Here is an 18756-nt window from a genome sequence, read left to right on the forward strand (position 1 = left end):
AGTCGGGGCTTAACCTTGTTTAGCTGGTCTAAAGTTGGTACGATTAAGATAATAAGATGATTATAAAGAGGAGAGTAACTATAATGAGTAAAAAGTTTCTAACAACTACGTTAGCTGCTGCAACAGTTCTGTCTGTGTCAGCTTTGCCAGCGTCACATTTGTTGTCACAACAAGCTTCAGGCAATACTGTACAAGCTGCAACTGATGATAATAGTCAATTTATCGAAAGAATCGCACCTTATGCTCAAGCACAAGCGATGAACTATGGTGTTTATCCATCTGTTATGATGGCACAAGCAATCCTTGAAAGTGCATGGGGAACCTCTGCTCTTGGACAAGCACCTAATTACAACTTATTTGGGATTAAGGGAGCTTATCAAGGTCAATCAGTGATGATGCCAACAAGTGAATGGGATTCAAATGCGGGTAAATATATCCAAATTCAAGCACCATTCCGTAAGTACCCTGACTTTGGGGCATCATTTGGTGACAATGGAGATAAACTTCGTAATGGGTTAACAACTAATTCTAACTTCTATAATGGAACATGGATTGAAAACACAACGAGTTACCAAGATTCAACTAAGTGGCTAACAGGTCGTTATGCAACTTCTCCTACTTATAATACAAACTTAAATCGTGTGATTGAAACTTACAACTTAACACGTTTTGATCCTCAAGTAACAACGGTTAATGGACAAGTCCAAACGAAGACAACAGCTAACTTATATAACACTTACACAGGTGTAAAGACCAAGTCTAATACAGCAACAGCAGGACAAGTTTTCTCAATCAACCAAAAGGTTGTTTTACCAGATAATAGTATCTACTACCGTCTAACTAACAATCTGTGGGTAAGTGACAAAGATGTGACTTCAAACATCAGCCAAGGCCCTATAAACAATAACCAAAATACACAACCTACAACTGATAAAGCACAAAGCTTTGCACCATTTAGTAAAGGTGCTCAATTAAATAGTAACGTTTCAGGTTATCAATTAAGTTCAGATAACACATTCAGTGCAAGCAAACAGCTAACAAGTCAACATGTCCAATTAACAACTAAAGCAACAACGACACAAGGTATTGTTTACTACTTATCAAGTACCAATGGTGTTTGGATTAAAGCTTCTGATTTAACTTTAGACAAAGACCAGGCAAGTCAAGCACCAGAAAACCCTGTGAATAAAACATCAATGGAGTCTAAAGATGTGCGTATGCAAGATAACTATAATATTTATAGTCTAAGCGGCAATACTTTTAGTTTATCTACTAACACGAATAATTTTAGTGACAAATACGTTAAAGCCATTGAAAAAGCAACACAAGGTAACCGTACTTACTACTTATTATCGGATGGTCAAAAACAATTAGGTTGGATTGATCAAATCGGTGTCATTGATGAAGTTAAAGTAGTTGAAGATTTTTATAAACAACAACCTATCAAAAAGTCAGATAATTTGGATGTTCCAGTATACATTAGGTTATTAGCTGATGATGTAATTTTTCAAATAAAAGACGATCAATTTGTTGAATCAAGAAAAGCAGGAGATCTTGCAAACAATACTAACCTAAGAATGATTCAGGTCGCAGCTAAGGGAGAAAATGAATTTTATTTAATTTCTGATGGTGAAAAAGATTTAGGATATATTGGACAAAGTGCAATGGGACATTTATTCAATATACCTAAAGCTCAAGATGTAACGCCACAAAAAGTTAGTGTTAACACTAATGTTCAACATTATTACTTGACTGATGCTGGATTTAGCAAAGCAAACGAGAAACTTTCATCAAGCATGATGGTTATTAAAAAAGCTACTTCTGGATATAAAGAATACAGCTTATTATCAAATGATGGTAAAACACCTGTTGCATGGGTACAAAGTTCAGATGTGAAAGCTGCTAATACAAACACACAACAACCAACAGATAATAAAGTTACAACGCAAGATGTAACGCCACAAAAAGTAATTATTAATGCAGGAGCAGCAAACTACTACTTGATGAACAACGGTTTTGTGAATGCAGGTGAAAAACTACCATCATCAATGACTGTGATTAAGACAGCGACAAAAGGGTCAACTCAATACAGCCTAGTTTCAACAGATGGTAAGACACCATTTGCGTGGGTACAAAGTTCAGATGTGAAAGCTGTTAATAATGTGCAACAATCAACAGATAACAACAAGGTCACAACCCAAGATGTAACGCCTAAGTCTGTTAAAGTAGCTTCTGGCTACAATACCTATTACTTATTATCAAGTGGTTTTTCACGTTTTGGTAATACGTCAGATATGAATGTCCAAGGTTCTACGGATACTAAGGTAATTCAAACGGCAACGCAGAATAATAAAAGCTATTCTCTTTTATCTTTAGATGGTAAAACACCATTTGCTTGGGTTTCAAGTGAAGCTGTGGAAGATGGAGTTTTATATGCTTCTACTAATAACAATCCAATTGGGTTATCTGATGTTTCAAAATCAGCAACTGTTGTAAACGGTGGTAATGCATATTATCTAACTAGTGTGGGAAATGGAGATACTTTAAACTTAATAAGTGCAGGCAAAAGTGATGATTATGCTGGTACTGTTAAAGTAATTAAGCAAGCAACTCAAAATGGTAAAAAATATTACTTAATCTCAAAAGATGGACAGTCAGGTCTAGCTTGGATTGATGAAGCAGGTCTTTACTTAGGTAATACGCAACAATCTTCTAACCAAAATACTCAAGCTCAAACTTCAAGTATGCAAACCTTAAATGGTACAGCAACAATTAACTATGTACCAGGTTATAGTATTAGAGTTTGGACTGATAGTCTTCAACCAACAGAAAACTATTTAAAACATGATACAGCTTGGCGTGTGTTTGGTAAAAAAGTGATGGGCAACAAAACATACTATCAAGTTGGATTAAATCAATGGATTGATAGTCAATATGCCAAAATTAGTTAATTAGTAACAAAAAACCTCTCTTACGAGAGGTTTTTTTATTTTGTCGCAAAATAATAGTACGCATTACCTATATATTATGCTAATCTTAAATTATTATAATATAAGGAGAGAAAAATGAAAATTAAGTCGCATCCAGCATTAGAATTTTTTAAAGGAAAAATCATCTCACACGAGTTTTTGCAAACGGAGGAAGCAAGACAACAGATTGAGTTTAAAGATAGTCACGTACTTTCAGAAAAAGTGATTGCTATGTACTCATTTTTTGATGCGCCGATATTTTCAGGAGTGAAAACAATTATTTTTGATTTGGATCATGGGGTTATCGGGGTTAAAGCCTCAACTAGACAACTAATGAACGATTTTGTGAAGTCAGGGACGTTGAACTTCTTGCATGATCGATATTTAAGACGCTACTTTAAAGCCTCACATTTACATACCTTTTGTTGCGGCACCTACACGTTCTTTTCATTAAAGGGCTATGCCAAGCAAGTGACAGATTGGGTCGGATTACATCATATTTTAGACATGAGTGATAATCAGCGTTTAGTTTTGTTTAAGTCACTTGTTGGATTAGACTTTCGTTTTCAAGGTTTATTTGCTGTGGTTCATAAATTCGTGAACGAATCGGTTTCGATGTCGGCTTTTGCTCACCAAATTCTGCGCCTATTTTTAGATGAGCGTGGATTATTATTTGCACCAAGGGATAACTTCGTTAAACGTTCCTTAGCATTCAACGATGACTATATTTTGCACCATTATCGACTGTTATTTCCAAGAAGTACGGAAAAAACAGTCTTTTTTTGTACGCTAATGAAAGATGAAGCCTTGAAGGTTGCCTATCAGTTGCTCAAAAAAGAATATGATTTGATTATTGAAGAACGAGAATGGTTACAATTGATTGATTATCGCCTAAAATCTAAACTTTATTTATGGTAATTTTGCCCGCTAGTGAGGGAGTACCAGGTGTACTGTTCTAGGTCGTGGTGGTTTTGGTAAGAGACTAAATGCTGGTTTAATGCGGGTTAAGTGGTACAAGTAAGCGGAGGAAATGCTGACTTGCTTCTTGTATTCTAAGACTACCACAAGCGCTTGTGGCAACTTTTAGATGAAGAGGTCACAATATGGAACAAGCATTCAACCAAGCACTACTTAATAGCCGAGTGATACATGGCGCAATTAAAGCTGCCGGCATTTACCATTATCGGATGGATTACCAAGATTTTGTCCAAGAGGGCATGATTAATTACGCTAAAGTTTACAAAAAGTACCATGCGCAAGAAGAGCTCACTAAGATTAATCAACTCGCTTTTCAAAAGATTAAGTGGCAGGCAATAGATCAACTAAGAAAACAGATGAGACAAAGTGTTGAAGTTATGACAACAGAAGAGCAGTGGGGATTATTTGAAGAAAATAGTCAATTTAAGATTGCTGACGTTATTAATCAGTTGTCATTTAAGTCGCAAGATAAACAACGACTCATTGCGATTTTTGATTCAGGCTACTCGATGCGAGATTTAGCCAAGCAAGAAGCAGTTTCAACTAAATATTTACAACGCCTGAAACAAGAATTGAGACAACAACTAACGAATAATTAGCTGTTAGTTTTCAATTGTATTACAAAACCGCCAACTGTATTGAGTCTCAACAGGTTAAATGTTAATTTAATAGTATCGAGACTAATTTTTGAAAAGCTCATGATGGAGGAAACATCTTTAAATGAAATCAACTAATAAGAAAATGCTAAAGCTAGTGAGTGCATCATCTCTAGCACTAACCTTATCTTTAGCTGTGCAGAATAATTTCAATAATAATCAAGAAAATAATCAATCACAAGTTGTACAAGCAGCAACTTCTCAAGTTAATGACTATATTAAAGCGAAAGGATTTGCCAATCCAGCTATTAATATTTCGCCTTCTACATTCACTTCTGATGGGACTTATCGTTACGGTCGCCCTGAAGGGGTTGTGATTCACGAAACAGCCAACCCAACTTCAACAATCTATAATGAAGTGTCCTATATGAAGAATAACTGGGATGATATTGGCGCTTACGTTCATGCTTTTGTAGATAAGTCACAAGTTATCCAAATTCACAACCCAAGTCGTAGCGTTTGGGGTGCTGGTGCAGTTGCAAACAAACGTTACATTCAAATTGAGTTAGTTCGTGAAAAAACGTTTGATGGCTTTGCACGTTCTGTGAATAACGATGCTTACTATGTGGCAAGTTTACTCAAAACTTATAACTTACCTGTGGATAGTGCAGAATACGATGGTGCAGGAACAGTTTGGTCACATAATGCGGTTTCTAAGTTCTTAGGAGGAACAAACCATACTGACCCTGTCGCTTACTTTAACAGCTATGGTTATAGCATGGATCAATTTATTGACCTTGTTAACCAAAAGTATCAAGCTCTAGGTGGCAATACTTCTTCACAATCACCAAAGCCTGAGCCTACACCAACACCATCTAATACAGTTTCACAATATGGTGCAACAGAAAAACAATACACAGTTAAATCAGGGACATCAGGTTACCTATATAGTTTATCTTCAGACAATAAATTTAACCAATCATCACCAGCGTCAACTTTAGCTAACGGTCAAATTTATTCAACGAATACCAAAGCGACTTACAACGGTGAAACCTACTCACTACTTAAAAACAGTAGCAATGTGCCATTTACTTGGATTAAAGATGCTGATTTAGTTGAATACATCAAAAACCAAGATCCAATTACGTCTCAAACTGGTACAAGTTTATTAGGTACAATTAATGCAGGACAACCCATTTACCAATACACAGACGAAGGGTACAAGTCAACAACTTCAGCAACTAACCAAGCAACATTAACCCTAACAACTAAAGCAGTAACAAAATCAGGTAAGACCTACTACTTAGCAACTTTAAATGGTCAAAACTATGGCTGGGTTAGTGATAGCAGTATTTCAGTTGTTAAACCTGAAGTGTCAAACTTTAACAGTCCCGTGACAGTTAATGGGAATCAACCTGTTTACTACCTAACAGGAACAGGCTTTGGTAATGCAGGATATTCAAATGCATTGAGTGATATTTCTCAAATCACACAAAAAGCAACCTACAACGGTCAAACTTACTACTTACTATCAAACAGCCAAGGCAGTCCATTAGCTTGGGTTAATAGCAATGGTGTATCTTTAAAAGCAAGACCTAAACCCGTTCTTTCAGATTTCACAAGTAATGCCACAATCAAAGGTGGTTACAATACTTACTACCTAACAAGTAACGGCTTCACTAATGCCGGTAACTCAAGTCAGTTAACAGGCATTAATCGTGTGCTTCAAAAAGCCACATTAGAAGGTCAAACTTACTACTTAGTAGGTAATGGTGCAACACCGATTGCTTGGATTGCTGAAAGTGGTGTGACACTTCAAAGTAATACGCCGGCTCCAACACCACAACCTGAAAAACCATCAATCACTAGTTTTAGCATGAGTAATATTCAAGTTGCATCAAACCAACCAGCTTATTACTTGGTAAACAACAGCTTTAGTGACGCTGGTCAAAAGAGCCAAGAATTCAGTGCAACTCAGGTAACTCAAAAAGCAACTTATGCTAACAAGACCTACTATTTATTAGCTGATAGTGCAGGAACACCAGTTGTTTGGGTATCAGCAGACGCTGTTTCTCAAAAAGCAACGCCAGCGCCACAACCTCAAAATAATAAACCAACTTATTCAGATGTGGATCAAGCGGCTTCATTGAATAGTAACTACAAAACTTACTATATGATGGATTCAGGATTAGTGGATTCAGGGATGCTAACGCAATCTGTTTCTTCAGCTAAACGTGTTGTTAAAAAAGCACAAATTGACTCAAAAACCTACTACCTAGTATCAGATGGTCAATCTCCACTAGTTTGGGTAGCTGAAGCAGGTGTGAACTTCAATACCACAACCAATACAACACCTCAAAAACCATCAGTTTCACAAGTAACACCGCAAAATATTACCTTGAAAGGTAACCAAAATGCTTACTACTTGATGGATAGTTTTGTGGATGCAGGTGGTTCTTCACAATTTGTTAACTTAGCTAAACAAGTGACTGCAAAAGCAAGTTACAATAATCAAACTTACTATTTAGTATCAGATGGTCAGTCTCCACTTGCTTGGGTACCTGAAGCAGCAGTATCCTTTAATGCAAATACGAATAGCAATGCAAAACCAACTGCTAGTCAATATACAATGAGTGATGTGAATCAATCAGCAACTATTCAATCTAACTACAAGATTTACTATTTAATGGCTGAAGGTATGGTAGAAGGCGGATTAAGTCAAAATCTACAAAATGCTAACTCAGTCATTAAAAAAGCAACTTACAATAACCAAACGTACTACTTAGTATCAGATGGCCAATCACCACTTGCTTGGATTAGTTCACAAGGTGTGTCATTGAACACTAATACAAACTCATCACAACAAGCAACAACATCAATGAGCGGTATCGTAACGATTAACTACCCTAATGCTTCAATTGCAATCTGGGATAAACCAGCTTCTTCAACAATTGAAGGACGTTACTTACCACATGGCTCACAATGGCAAATCTTCCAAAAACAAACAACAGCTGATGGCCGTGTTTGGTACTGTGTAGGTACTGGTCAATGGATTGATGCACAATATGCCAACTTAACAAACTAAACTCGTTTAAAAGCAAAACCAATTAAGGTTTTGCTTTTTTTATAGGGGTTGATGTTAGGTTTTCTGACAAAAATGATTTTTTTTTTGAGAGATTTGGGATAGGATTTAATAATGAATAATTATAATTAGTAGATTTTCGGAATATGATAAAATTGGTCTATCTGTTATTTTGTTAACATAAGACAACTTTTTTATGGTATATTAGAAAATATATTGGAAAAGGTGAGAGGGATTTTTATGAAGAAAAGCATCGTAGCAATACTTGCAGCGATTGTATCAGTAATATCAATTGCACTTGTAACGCCACAACATGCATCAGTTAATGCGGCAGAAAAGAAAGTTTACCAAATTGGTACAGATGTCACTTTCCCGCCGTTTGAATTTGCAAATAGTACAGATGGTCAATACGTGGGGATTGATATTGACTTAATGAAAGCAATTGCTGAAGAGGAAGGTTTTGAAGTCAAAATCTTACCACTAGGATTTAGTGCTGCTGTTCAAGCTCTTGATACGGGTCAAGTTGACGGTATGATTGCGGGAACAACAATTACAAACGAACGTAAGAACAAGATGGACTTTAGTACACCTTACTATCATAGTGGAATTGTTTTTGCTTCTGCCAAAGGTAGTGAAATCAAATCGATTGAAGACGCTAAAGGTAAGCGTGTCGCAGTTAAAACCGGAACTTCAGGTGCCAAATATGCAACTGAAAATGCTGAAAAATACGGTTACCAAATTGTGAACTTTGATGACAGTAACTCAATGTATCAAGATGTTATCACAGGGAACTCTGCTGGTGTTTTTGAAGATATGTCCGTTGTTTCTTATGCGATTAACCAAGGAACAGCTCTTCAAATTGCATCAGAAACCTTATCAAATGATCCTTATGGATTCTCAGTTAAAAAAGGTCAAAACCAAGACTTATTAAATGCTTTTAATCAAGGTCTTGAAAAATTAAAACAAAACGGTACATACGATCAAATCGTTGCGAAATATGTTGGTGAAGAAGCGATGAACAACCAACGTCAACAAAAGAGCGACGAAAGTAGTTGGAGCGGCCTATTAAAAGTTAATGGTTCTTCTTTAATGGAAGGGTTAAAACAAACCATGATTCTAACCGTGATGGCGATTTTCTTTGCGACCATCTTTGGGATTATCTTTGGTTTGATGGGCGTTGTCCCAAGTAAAATTTTAAATGGTATTTCAACAACAGTGATTTACATTTTCCGTGGTTTACCATTGCTAGTTTTAGCATTGTTCATTTATACAGGTATTCCAAGTTTAACAGGGGTTAGAATTCCCGCTGTTGTTGCCGGAATTATTACCTTAATGTTTAATGAAGGGGCTTATACTGCAGCCTTTATTGCAGGAGGAATTAAGTCTGTTGATAAAGGACAAATGGAAGCAGCACGTTCACTTGGATTACCATTTGGGAAAGCGATGAGACGAGTTGTGCTACCACAAGGAATTAAGTTAATTATTCCATCATTTATCAACCAATTCATCATCACATTGAAAGATACTTCAATCTTATCAATTATTGGATTAGTTGAATTAACCCAAACAGGTAAAATCATTATTGCTAGAAACCTTGAAGGGTTCAAAGTTTGGGCAATCATTGCACTTATTTACTTAGTGATTATTACCTTGTTAACATGGGCTTCTAAATACGTAGAAAGAAGGTTGAACAAATAATGGCTAAAAAAACCGAAAACATTATTAAAGTTCGTGACTTACAAAAAAGTTATGGTGATAATCACGTCATTAAAGGCGTTGATTTAGACGTTAAACGTAACCAGGTTATGGTTATTATTGGACCTTCTGGATCAGGTAAGAGTACCTTTTTAAGAATGCTAAACCATTTAGAAGAACCAACTGGTGGTAATATTAATATTGATGGTCATGATTTAAATAGTAAAGAAACTGATATCAATAAAGTCCGTGAAAAAATCGGTATGGTATTTCAACACTTTAACTTATTTAATAACTTAAACGTGATTGACAATTTGACTCTAGCACCAAGAGAACTTGGCTTAATGAGTCAAGAAGAAGCTGAAAAGAAAGCGCGTCAATACTTAAAACGTGTGGGTCTAAGTGACAAAGCAGAAGTCAAAGTTGACTCACTATCAGGTGGACAAAAACAACGTGTCGCAATTGCGCGTTCACTTGTGATGAACCCAGATGTGATGCTTTTTGATGAACCAACAAGTGCGTTAGATCCTGAAATGGTTGGCGATGTTTTAGGCGTTATGAAAGACGTGGCTAAAGAAGGAATGACCATGCTTGTGGTTACTCACGAAATGGGATTTGCTAAAGAAGTGGCAGATCACGTGCTATTCTTTGATCAAGGACACATTATTGAACAGGGAACACCTGAACAAATCTTTGATCATCCACAACATAAACGAACACAAGACTTTTTATCAAAAGTTTTATAAGGAATTAATTGTTATTGAAAAAGTAAATGTCAAGTATATATTATCTATTTATGAGTACAAAATTTGACCAAAATATAATACTAACGTATAATTTAGTAGTCATGAAATATTGAAAGGGGATAATTATGAATAAGAAAAATTTTTTAATATCAACATTAGCACTTGCAAGTATTTTCACAGCAACAGTTACTTCTACTGGCGTTAATGCCGCTGAGGATGCTGGAAGTGCACAAACAAAAGCTACATTAAAATTCAAGCAAGAATCACAAGATCCAACAGATTCTACAAAACCTGTCAACCCAGATAATCCTGGTGAACCTAATCCAGGTCCTGGTAATCCTGACCCAGGTGATCCAGGTAATCCTGGAACAAATAGTGCGGGTCCTTTAAGTATTGATTTTGCACCAGCTTTTGATTTTGGTGTAGGGACGATCTCTAATGAAAGTAAAACTTACTCACTACAAGACGCTGTTTATGATGATGGACAAACAAGAAATCATAAGCCTTTTGTTCAAGTTACAGATAGACGAGGAAATGGCCAAGGTTGGACTTTGAATGCTAATATTTCAAAATTTACTAATTCACAAGCTTCAGGTAATCCGCAAGAAAATTTAAGAGGTGCAGAAGTTAAAATTTCTCCAAAAAATGCTCCGACAGCTGGTTATGGTAGTGTTTCAGATGCTCCGACAGGATTTAGTAGCTCAATAAAATTGAGTGAAAATTCTCAAAATATCATGACTGCCTCCAACAGACAAGGTATGGGAACTTGGCTCCAGTTTCTTGATCCAGCGAACATAACATTAACTGTTCCAGGTGGTACTGCCATTAAAGGTAACGCTTACTCAGCAAATGTTACATGGACACTTTCTGCGGGACCTACGGTGTAGGACAACCATTTAATAAGTTAAATTATATTTTGTTAAAGTATTAATAATTTATTTCAATTAGTTTAGATTTGGCTTATTCGTAAGTCAAATCTATTTTTTTGAGTAAATCTATAAAATTAACTAGCACAAAAGGTAAGGTAAAAACGCTTATTATGAAAATACTTTGTTATTTATATTAGTTCTGAATTTTGAGGAGAGTTTTTATGAAAAAATTTGGTGCAATACTATTGCCCGTTCTCGTGCTATTTTTCATCTTAATTAGTAGAAGAAGCGGATTGGTTAATGCGGATTACTTAAATTCGTTATCATCTATGTCTAGTGAAAATAATATAGTTGCAAATAGTAGTAACAACATACCACAGTCTATAGAAGAAAAGCCTATATCATATAATCAATCATATGTTCCGAATAGTGGTTTTGAACCATATATCAAGAAAAATAATTCACTAAAGATTCAAAACTTAGAGTTAAAAAATATTACCTCAGTTTCTAATTGGAGCGAATTTGAAGATGCTGTTAGAAATAAAAATGTAAGCTACATTAAGTTAAAAAACAGTATATCTGCTACAGGTAGTCGAACAGCTAATATGATTCTTCCAAGTACTTCAGCAGTACGTGATTTAACGATAGATGGTAATGGCTATCAGATAGATTTAAATAATAGAGCTAGAATAAGTCTCGATGGCTATGGTTCGATTCCTGCTAATAAAAATGTAACGTTTGCTTTAAAAAACACAACTGTAAATAATGTTCCTATGTATGGTATGTTCGCAGCTTATGGTATCAATACCAACAAAACCAACCCTAACTTTGGAAGTGGGAAAATAATTTATGATAATGTTAATTACAATGGAGCTCAGATCCAGTGGGCACCGCAATTTGAAACTGAAATATATAACAACACAACGTTTAACTTATCAGGTAATCCTAGCTATGGTTATTTACAGACTAGTAATTTGATAGTTGATAAAGACGCCATTGTAACAATTAATTCACAAAGTACCTTAACAAGTGCACAAAGTTTAATTGATTTAGGGTCTTTAAGTAATTCTAGTGTTACTATAAATGGTCACTTGCTTATTAATCAATCAGGACGGACATCTGGAACAAATGTTGTGAATATGACAGGAAGTAATGCTAACTTTACAGTGAATGAAAGCGGTGTTTTCAGTACAAATTTAAATAATGACTCGTCCACACCTGATAGTGTTATCAATATGTCAGGACAAGGTTCCTCTTTGACAGTTAAATCAGATGGGTATTTTAATATAGACACAACCAATATTAAAAAAAATAGTGCAGTTTCTTCCTCTAGCATTATTTTGATGGGAAATAATTCAAGTATTCAGCTAGAACAAAACAGTAACTTTAACGTACAAGCTTATGTTAATTCAATTAGTAGTTGGAGAATTACGTCGAATAATGGGATTACACTTGGTAATAATTCCACGTTCAATATTAAAGACTATGTTAACTTTAAGTTAAACGTTAATTATGATAACCCCAGTTACGGAGACAGTACTAGGTATACTAATGCATTAGCATTTGGTTCCAATAATTCGTTTATAATTAGTCCTAATGCGAATGTATCCATCACTTCTAATGTAGACAATACGGTTAATTCTACTTTGCTATCTTTTGGCTCTAACGGTCAGTTAACATTAAATAATTCTAAAAATGTATCTTTTAAGTTAACCACTCCAAATAGTAAATCAACGCTTATAAATTTTGGATTTAGTAGTAATTTAGAATTTACAAACCAAGATGTTATGGCAAATTATGGTAATAACAATAAAGATCCCAGGGGTGTGACCTCAATTAAATTTACGAGCCCTGAGTGGGGAGATTTAGTTTGGAAGCATTTAAATAAAGTATCATTCCCAAATGTTAATCAAGCCGTTTCAAGTTCAGATACTTATGCAGCTTTAACTATGTCTAGTTCATCAAATCAATTTATGTCTGTTGATTCTGTATCTGAGTCAACAAAAACAAGCTTTGTATCAAATTTTAATCCAGCATTCTATCAAGAACTTAATTTTTCTCAGTCTAATAACGGAAACCAATCAGATTTAGAAAACAGTAGAGATGTGTATAATTCAGATGATTTAATATCTGCCATGATGAATGCTAGCGTGGATAGAATTAATATTAAAGCTAGTTTTGCTATGGATTCGTTTAAAACAATAGGTGGCGGAAGAATGTTTATTCCTAATAAGACACTAACCATATACGGTGGAAAAAACATGATAGACCTTAGAAACGCTAACTTTTATAACGACAATAACATTCCCGATAACATGTCCAGGCATATTCAAGTTAATGATTTAAACATGTATGGCCAATCGTACTTTGGTTTGTTTGACTCATGGGGTCGTAATTACGGAGTTGGGAAAGGAGATTTAACATATAATAACGTTACCTATAAGGGTTCACAGCTGACTTCTTCTCTATATCAATCTGTAAGATTTTCAGGGGAAGTTAAAGTCGATAGCGTTTCTTCCTATACTTCGCCAATAGATAATCAAACATATTATTCTGAGGGATCCGGGCAAGAAAATATTGAAGCAGGTCTGATTGAATTTTTAGAAGGTGTGTCATATACAGGAACAGCTGTTAACTCTGATGTTATATATTTAGTAGATGATTCATCAGTTCCCGGGATAATGTCTCTAGGGAAAAATGCTAAAGTTAATTTATATTCTGTGCCTAAAACAGGTAAATTAGTAAATGGTACAGGATATACAGACGCATTATTACATGTTGCAGGAAGTGTTAACTTAGGAAAAAATTCAGAATTAAATCTCTACTCAAAAACTGATGCTATTAATCCTGTAATGAATTTTGTAGGTAGTAAGCCAAGCTCTGTTAATGTATCTAATTCTGCTAAATTAAATATTCATCTTAATGATCCAAAGGGATCAACATCGACAGGTGATGTGATATCTATGCCGTCAGCTAGTTCGACTATTCAAGTAGGGAGTTATGGTGAAATAAATATTTCAGGAAATTACAACCGATATTATTCTTCTAACGTTATTGATGCACCAAATGCTAAAATTCGTATAGGAAGTAAAGGTATTTTTACAATGAATTTAACTGGTAATACCAACCCTACCGCGGCATCTACTAAATCTAATACCACTATGTTAAATACTGGTGATTTTGTTGCTAATGATGCGCATAAAATAGATTTTAATGTTCAAGAAATGGATAATCCATCTAAAGTAAATTTAATTAGTTCATCATCTAACGGATTCAAAGTTGAGAATACTAAAATATCAGCATGGAATACTTTAAATTCTTCTAATATGCCAGATTATTTATGGGAGTCAGTGTACAAATTATACCCAATCTACAGTAGAAATAATGTTAGATCCGTCAATGTAAGTGGAGGCCCTAAGTTAGATGTTAATAGTTTGACTTCGCAATACAGGTCTCAAAATTTCAGTCGTATACTGTTTGAGGGTTATCCTGATTTATCTATAACTTTGGATGGATTGACTTCTGATAAAAACGATGTACGTTCTAAGAGGTTAAGTGGTACAACAAATAGACCTGCTTACGTTGATTTTAGTAGTTCTAATAAACAAAGTATTTTACCAAGAGGTATTAATATACAGCCTGATATACTAGATACTATGAGATACGTTATACAAACCGATAATAGTAATAAATATTTACAGACTTTAAGCCAAACAAATAAATTAGCATCAGGGGATACAATAACAGCTACAGGATTTGATATTGAGTCAGGGAAAAAAGTACAAGTTCAAAGATATGTACAGCCAATTATAAATGCTAAGTTAATGTTGGTAGCAGCTCCAAATTTAAATTTCGAGAATAGTAATAAAGATTATATAAATCAAGATATTCAAACACAAGATGATCAAAACTTTAGATACTATTCTGAAAATGTGTCAAAAGTTAATATATCTGTTTCTTTTTCTGAATTTAAAAATAGTTATCAAGAAAGTTTACCTGTATCATATATTTTAAATGGTTCTTCATACAGTACCGGTGAGTCTATACCATATTATAATCAATCAGTTATACAAGATGGTAATTCCAATATATCTATCAGTCCAGAAGATGGGTTGAAGATACGTGTTTTAAAAATTCCTAATTCTCGAGAATACGAATCTGTTGCGACTTGGACTATAACAAGTTCTCCACAATAAAGTGAACGCTACACTACATCCTATAATTTTACTGAGAGGAATATTTTTATGAAAATTAAACAAATATTTTTGATGCTTACCTTGCTACTTTTATCTGTAGTTTTTAGTAATACTATTGTACAAGCTGCAGATGAATCTGCTGAGATACCCTTTAGCATTGAAGCTATTCACCCAAGTAATCAATTATCATCAAGTCGAGATGCCAGTTACTTAGATTTACTGATTTCCCCACAGACTAGTCAAACGGTATCTTTTAATGTTGGCAATAAGTCATCTAAAGAACAGCATTTTATTATAGAGTTATCTAATGCTACCACTAGTAATGGACTTAGCATTGACTACTATAAAACAGATAATCACCTGATTAAGTCACCTAAGATTTCTGAAATGATTAGCTCAAGTGAGTCTACAAAGAAAGTGTCCGTACCGGGCAACTCAACAGTAAAAGTGGACTTCAAACTAAATTATCCTAAAGAAGCTTTAGAAGGTGTAGTTTTAGGTGGGGTAGCAATTTCGCAAGATCCTGAGTTTATGCAGGACTCTAGTGGTCATCAAAATAACGAAGGTGTAGGAATAAAAAATAGATATCGATATGCATTGGCTATACAATTGCGCAGTAATGAAAAAATTAATACGACAGGTGATGTTCGTCTAGCAGATGTCAAACAAGCTGTCGATGATTATCATCCAGTTTTAAAAACCACTTTACAAAATATGAATCCTGCTATGATTTCACAAGTATCAACTCATAGTATACTCAAAAATCAAAATGGAAACGTGATTGAAAGTTATGATACCAGTCTTGGCCAGGTAGCTCCTATTAGCCAATTTGACTTAACTATCCCGTTAAGTAACGGTGCTTTGAAACCTGGAAATTACAATATAAGTGGTGAGATGACTTCTAAAAAATCTAATCAAAAATGGACTTGGAATAAAGATTTTTCGATTAATGATGAAAACTATAAAGGGACGAACGAGCAAGATGTAAACAAGGAAACAGGAGTTAGTTTAGTCTTTTGGTTATGTTTATTGATAATATTATTATTGCTTCTTTTAGCCTTACTATTCATATTTATTATTTGGAAGAGAAGAAAAGAAGACGATGAAGAGTCAACTAGAGACTAACAATATTGAAATCATTCAGAAGAACTTGTTACTTAAATAATTATAATATTTGTCAGTTAATTGTTTAGCCCTAATCAATTTTAGGCCTATTTTTATTCAAATAATATTTATTTAACCGTAAATTTTTGATAACTAATTTATTGTAAATAATGTTAATCTTATATTTAACTGAACCAATCGCGTTTAAACTAAATAAGAAGGAGGGAATCCTGGCTGTAACGAATTGTCGTGGCTGATTCTGTAATTATTGAGATTTTATAGGAGAAGAAATAATGATTATTAATGAATAAAAAATTATCTATTAATGTAATACTAGCTATTTTAGCTGCAGGTGTCATGACGTTTAGTGGGGTAGTTGTAGAGACTTCGATGAGTATCACTTTCCCCACACTAATTTCAGAGTTTAATATCGGAATTAGTACAGTACAGTGGATGACTACGATTTATTTACTTGTTTTATCAAGTATTATCCCGCTTTCTAAGTTTTTGAAGAATAAGTTTCAAACGCGAAATTTATTTATGACAGCCAATATTCTATTTATCTTGGGGTTACTACTAGATATTTTTGCCCCTAATTTTTGGATATTGTTAGCTGGTCGTTTTGTTCAAGGAATTGGAACCGGTATTGCTTTACCATTGATGTTTAATATTATCTTAGAAAATGTACCAAAAGAAAGATTAGGTTTTATGATGGGGATTGGCTCTTTAATTACAGCCTCTGCTTCAGCTGTTGGGCCTACTTTTGGTGGTGTTGTTTTAAGTACACTAGGATGGAGATACATCTTCATCTTATTAATTCCAGTGTTAATTATTTCATTGGTTCTAGGGTTATCCACAATAGGTAAACTAAATACAGTTTCTGAACCAGCTGAACGATTTGATATAACTAGCTTTATCTTAATTGTGTTAACATTTACTGGCCTAATTTTAGGAATTAGTAATATTAGTCACAATAGCTTAATTAGTTTATCCGTTATTTTACCTGTGGCGATAGGAGTTGTTTCATTATTCTTTTTTGTTACACGACAAAACAACCAAGCGTCACCTCTTTTAAATGTTAAAAGTTTAACCAATAAATCTTTTGCAAAATATGTATTTGGCTTCTTTGTGACTCAGTTCGTCACATTGGGATTAGCTTTTATCGTGCCAAACTATGTTCAATTAGTTAACCACAGTAATTCAACAGTAGCAGGCTTGATTTTACTACCGGGCGCTGTTTTAGGGGCTGTGATGTCACCTATCTCGGGTATTTTACTTGATCGTCTAGGTGCAAAAAAACCAATTGTAACGGGTGTTATTTTAACAATTATTCCTTTACTAATTTTAAGTATTTTTGCCTATAATTTAAGTGATATGTTCATCACAATTTTATACACGATTATCATGTTAGGCGTAGGACTTTCATACGGTAATATCATGACTCAAGGATTAAGTTACTTACCCGGTGAGATGAAAGCCGATGGTAATGCTATTTTGACAACTGTTCAACAGTTTTCAGGTGCGATTGCTACAGTTATTGTTTCAACTATTATTGATTCAACGATTCAAGCGAGTTCTAATAGTGAAACAGTTGCGACAAGTCAGGGGTCAATGTATGCTTTAATGTTCCTATTAGTACTAACTCTTATTCAAGTTGTGATGATTTGGACAACGAATGCCAAATCAAATGCATAATTCAATTAAAAACTGCCAGTAACTTTTGAAATCTAAGCGCTTTCAGTGTAAAATAAAGATGTAATAACACAATTGCGAAGGAGAAATCAATCATGGCAAAATTAGTATTCATCCGTCACGGACAAAGTGAATGGAACCTAAAAAACCTATTTACTGGTTGGGAAGACGTTAACCTATCAGAACAAGGTGTTGAAGAAGCTAAAGCAGCAGGACGTAAACTTAAAGAAGCAGGTATCGAATTCGATCAAGCTTACACATCAGTTTTAACTCGTGCTATCAAAACTTTACACTTTGCACTAGAAGAATCAGGCCAACTTTGGGTACCAGAAGTTAAATCATGGCGCCTAAACGAACGTCACTACGGTGCGTTACAAGGTATGGACAAAAAAGAAACAGCTGACAAATACGGTGAAGACCAAGTTCACATCTGGCGTCGTTCATACGATACACTACCTCCACTATTGAGTGCAGATGATGAAGGTTCAGCAGCAAACGACCGTCGTTACGCTGACCTTGACCCACGTACTATCCCTGGTGGAGAAAACTTGAAAGTTACTTTAGAACGTGCAATTCCTTTCTGGGAAGACCACATTGCTAAAGATCTACGTGCTGGTAAAAATGTTATTGTTGCAGCTCACGGTAACTCACTACGTGCTTTAACAAAATACATTGAAAACATTTCAGATGAAGACATCATGGATGTTGAAATGGCTACAGGTCAACCAGTGGTTTACGACTTAGACCGTGATCTACAAATCACAAACAAAGTTAAACTTTAATTTTAATTATTTGTTAAAATCAATCAGTTTAGCTGACAAAAAACTCT

The 18756-nt window shown here is 34.7% G+C and carries 11 protein-coding genes; all 11 read left to right on the plus strand.

All coding sequences use genetic code 11. The features are described 5' to 3' along the window. Positions 1–83 precede the first annotated feature (83 nt). The 11 genes from R4Y45_RS02055 (at position 84) to R4Y45_RS02105 (ending at position 18709) form a co-directional block, all read left to right on the plus strand. Positions 84–2951 (plus strand): glucosaminidase domain-containing protein, encoded by a 2868-nt coding sequence (locus R4Y45_RS02055; RefSeq protein ID WP_339968780.1) that lies wholly within the window; start codon positions 84–86, stop codon positions 2949–2951. Positions 2952–3065: 114 nt separating this feature from the next. Then, a complete protein-coding gene (locus tag R4Y45_RS02060) occupies positions 3066–3887 on the plus strand; it encodes a type 2 periplasmic-binding domain-containing protein (RefSeq protein ID WP_339968782.1) in 822 nt (273 codons plus the stop codon). 185 nt (positions 3888–4072) lie between these two features. Next, a complete protein-coding gene (locus tag R4Y45_RS02065) occupies positions 4073–4546 on the plus strand; it encodes a sigma-70 RNA polymerase sigma factor region 4 domain-containing protein (protein WP_339968784.1) in 474 nt (157 codons plus the stop codon). A 121-nt stretch (positions 4547–4667) separates the two neighbouring features. Continuing rightward, a complete protein-coding gene (locus R4Y45_RS02070; RefSeq protein ID WP_339968786.1) occupies positions 4668–7628 on the plus strand; it encodes a peptidoglycan recognition protein family protein in 2961 nt (986 codons plus the stop codon). Positions 7629–7865: 237 nt separating this feature from the next. Continuing rightward, positions 7866–9323: an ABC transporter substrate-binding protein/permease gene (locus R4Y45_RS02075; RefSeq protein ID WP_339968788.1), complete on the plus strand. Its 1458-nt coding sequence runs from the start codon at positions 7866–7868 to the stop codon at positions 9321–9323. Continuing rightward, positions 9323–10066 carry an amino acid ABC transporter ATP-binding protein gene (locus R4Y45_RS02080; RefSeq protein ID WP_339968790.1) on the plus strand — a complete coding sequence of 248 codons (744 nt, stop codon included), beginning with the start codon at positions 9323–9325 and terminating at the stop codon, positions 10064–10066. The genes R4Y45_RS02075 and R4Y45_RS02080 overlap by 1 nt, the downstream gene beginning before the upstream one ends. A gap of 125 nt (positions 10067–10191) precedes the next feature. Continuing rightward, positions 10192–10953, plus strand: coding sequence for a WxL domain-containing protein (locus tag R4Y45_RS02085; RefSeq protein WP_339968792.1), 762 nt, complete (start codon positions 10192–10194; stop codon positions 10951–10953). Positions 10954–11156: 203 nt separating this feature from the next. After that, the gene (locus tag R4Y45_RS02090; protein WP_339968794.1) at positions 11157–15131 is read left to right on the plus strand and encodes a pectate lyase-like adhesive domain-containing protein; all 3975 of its coding nucleotides are present in this window, start codon (positions 11157–11159) and stop codon (positions 15129–15131) included. Positions 15132–15179: 48 nt separating this feature from the next. Further along, positions 15180–16256, plus strand: coding sequence for a DUF3324 domain-containing protein (locus R4Y45_RS02095; protein ID WP_339968796.1), 1077 nt, complete (start codon positions 15180–15182; stop codon positions 16254–16256). A 282-nt stretch (positions 16257–16538) separates the two neighbouring features. Beyond that, positions 16539–17930 carry an MFS transporter gene (locus R4Y45_RS02100; RefSeq protein ID WP_339968798.1) on the plus strand — a complete coding sequence of 464 codons (1392 nt, stop codon included), beginning with the start codon at positions 16539–16541 and terminating at the stop codon, positions 17928–17930. Positions 17931–18022: 92 nt separating this feature from the next. Beyond that, complete coding sequence (locus R4Y45_RS02105; RefSeq protein WP_339968800.1) at positions 18023–18709, plus strand: 2,3-diphosphoglycerate-dependent phosphoglycerate mutase; 687 nt, start codon at positions 18023–18025, stop codon at positions 18707–18709. The last annotated feature ends 47 nt before the right edge of the window (positions 18710–18756 follow it).

It is taken from the genome of Holzapfeliella saturejae, assembly GCF_037546065.1.
Taxonomy (GTDB): Bacteria; Bacillota; Bacilli; order Lactobacillales; family Lactobacillaceae; genus Holzapfeliella; species Holzapfeliella saturejae.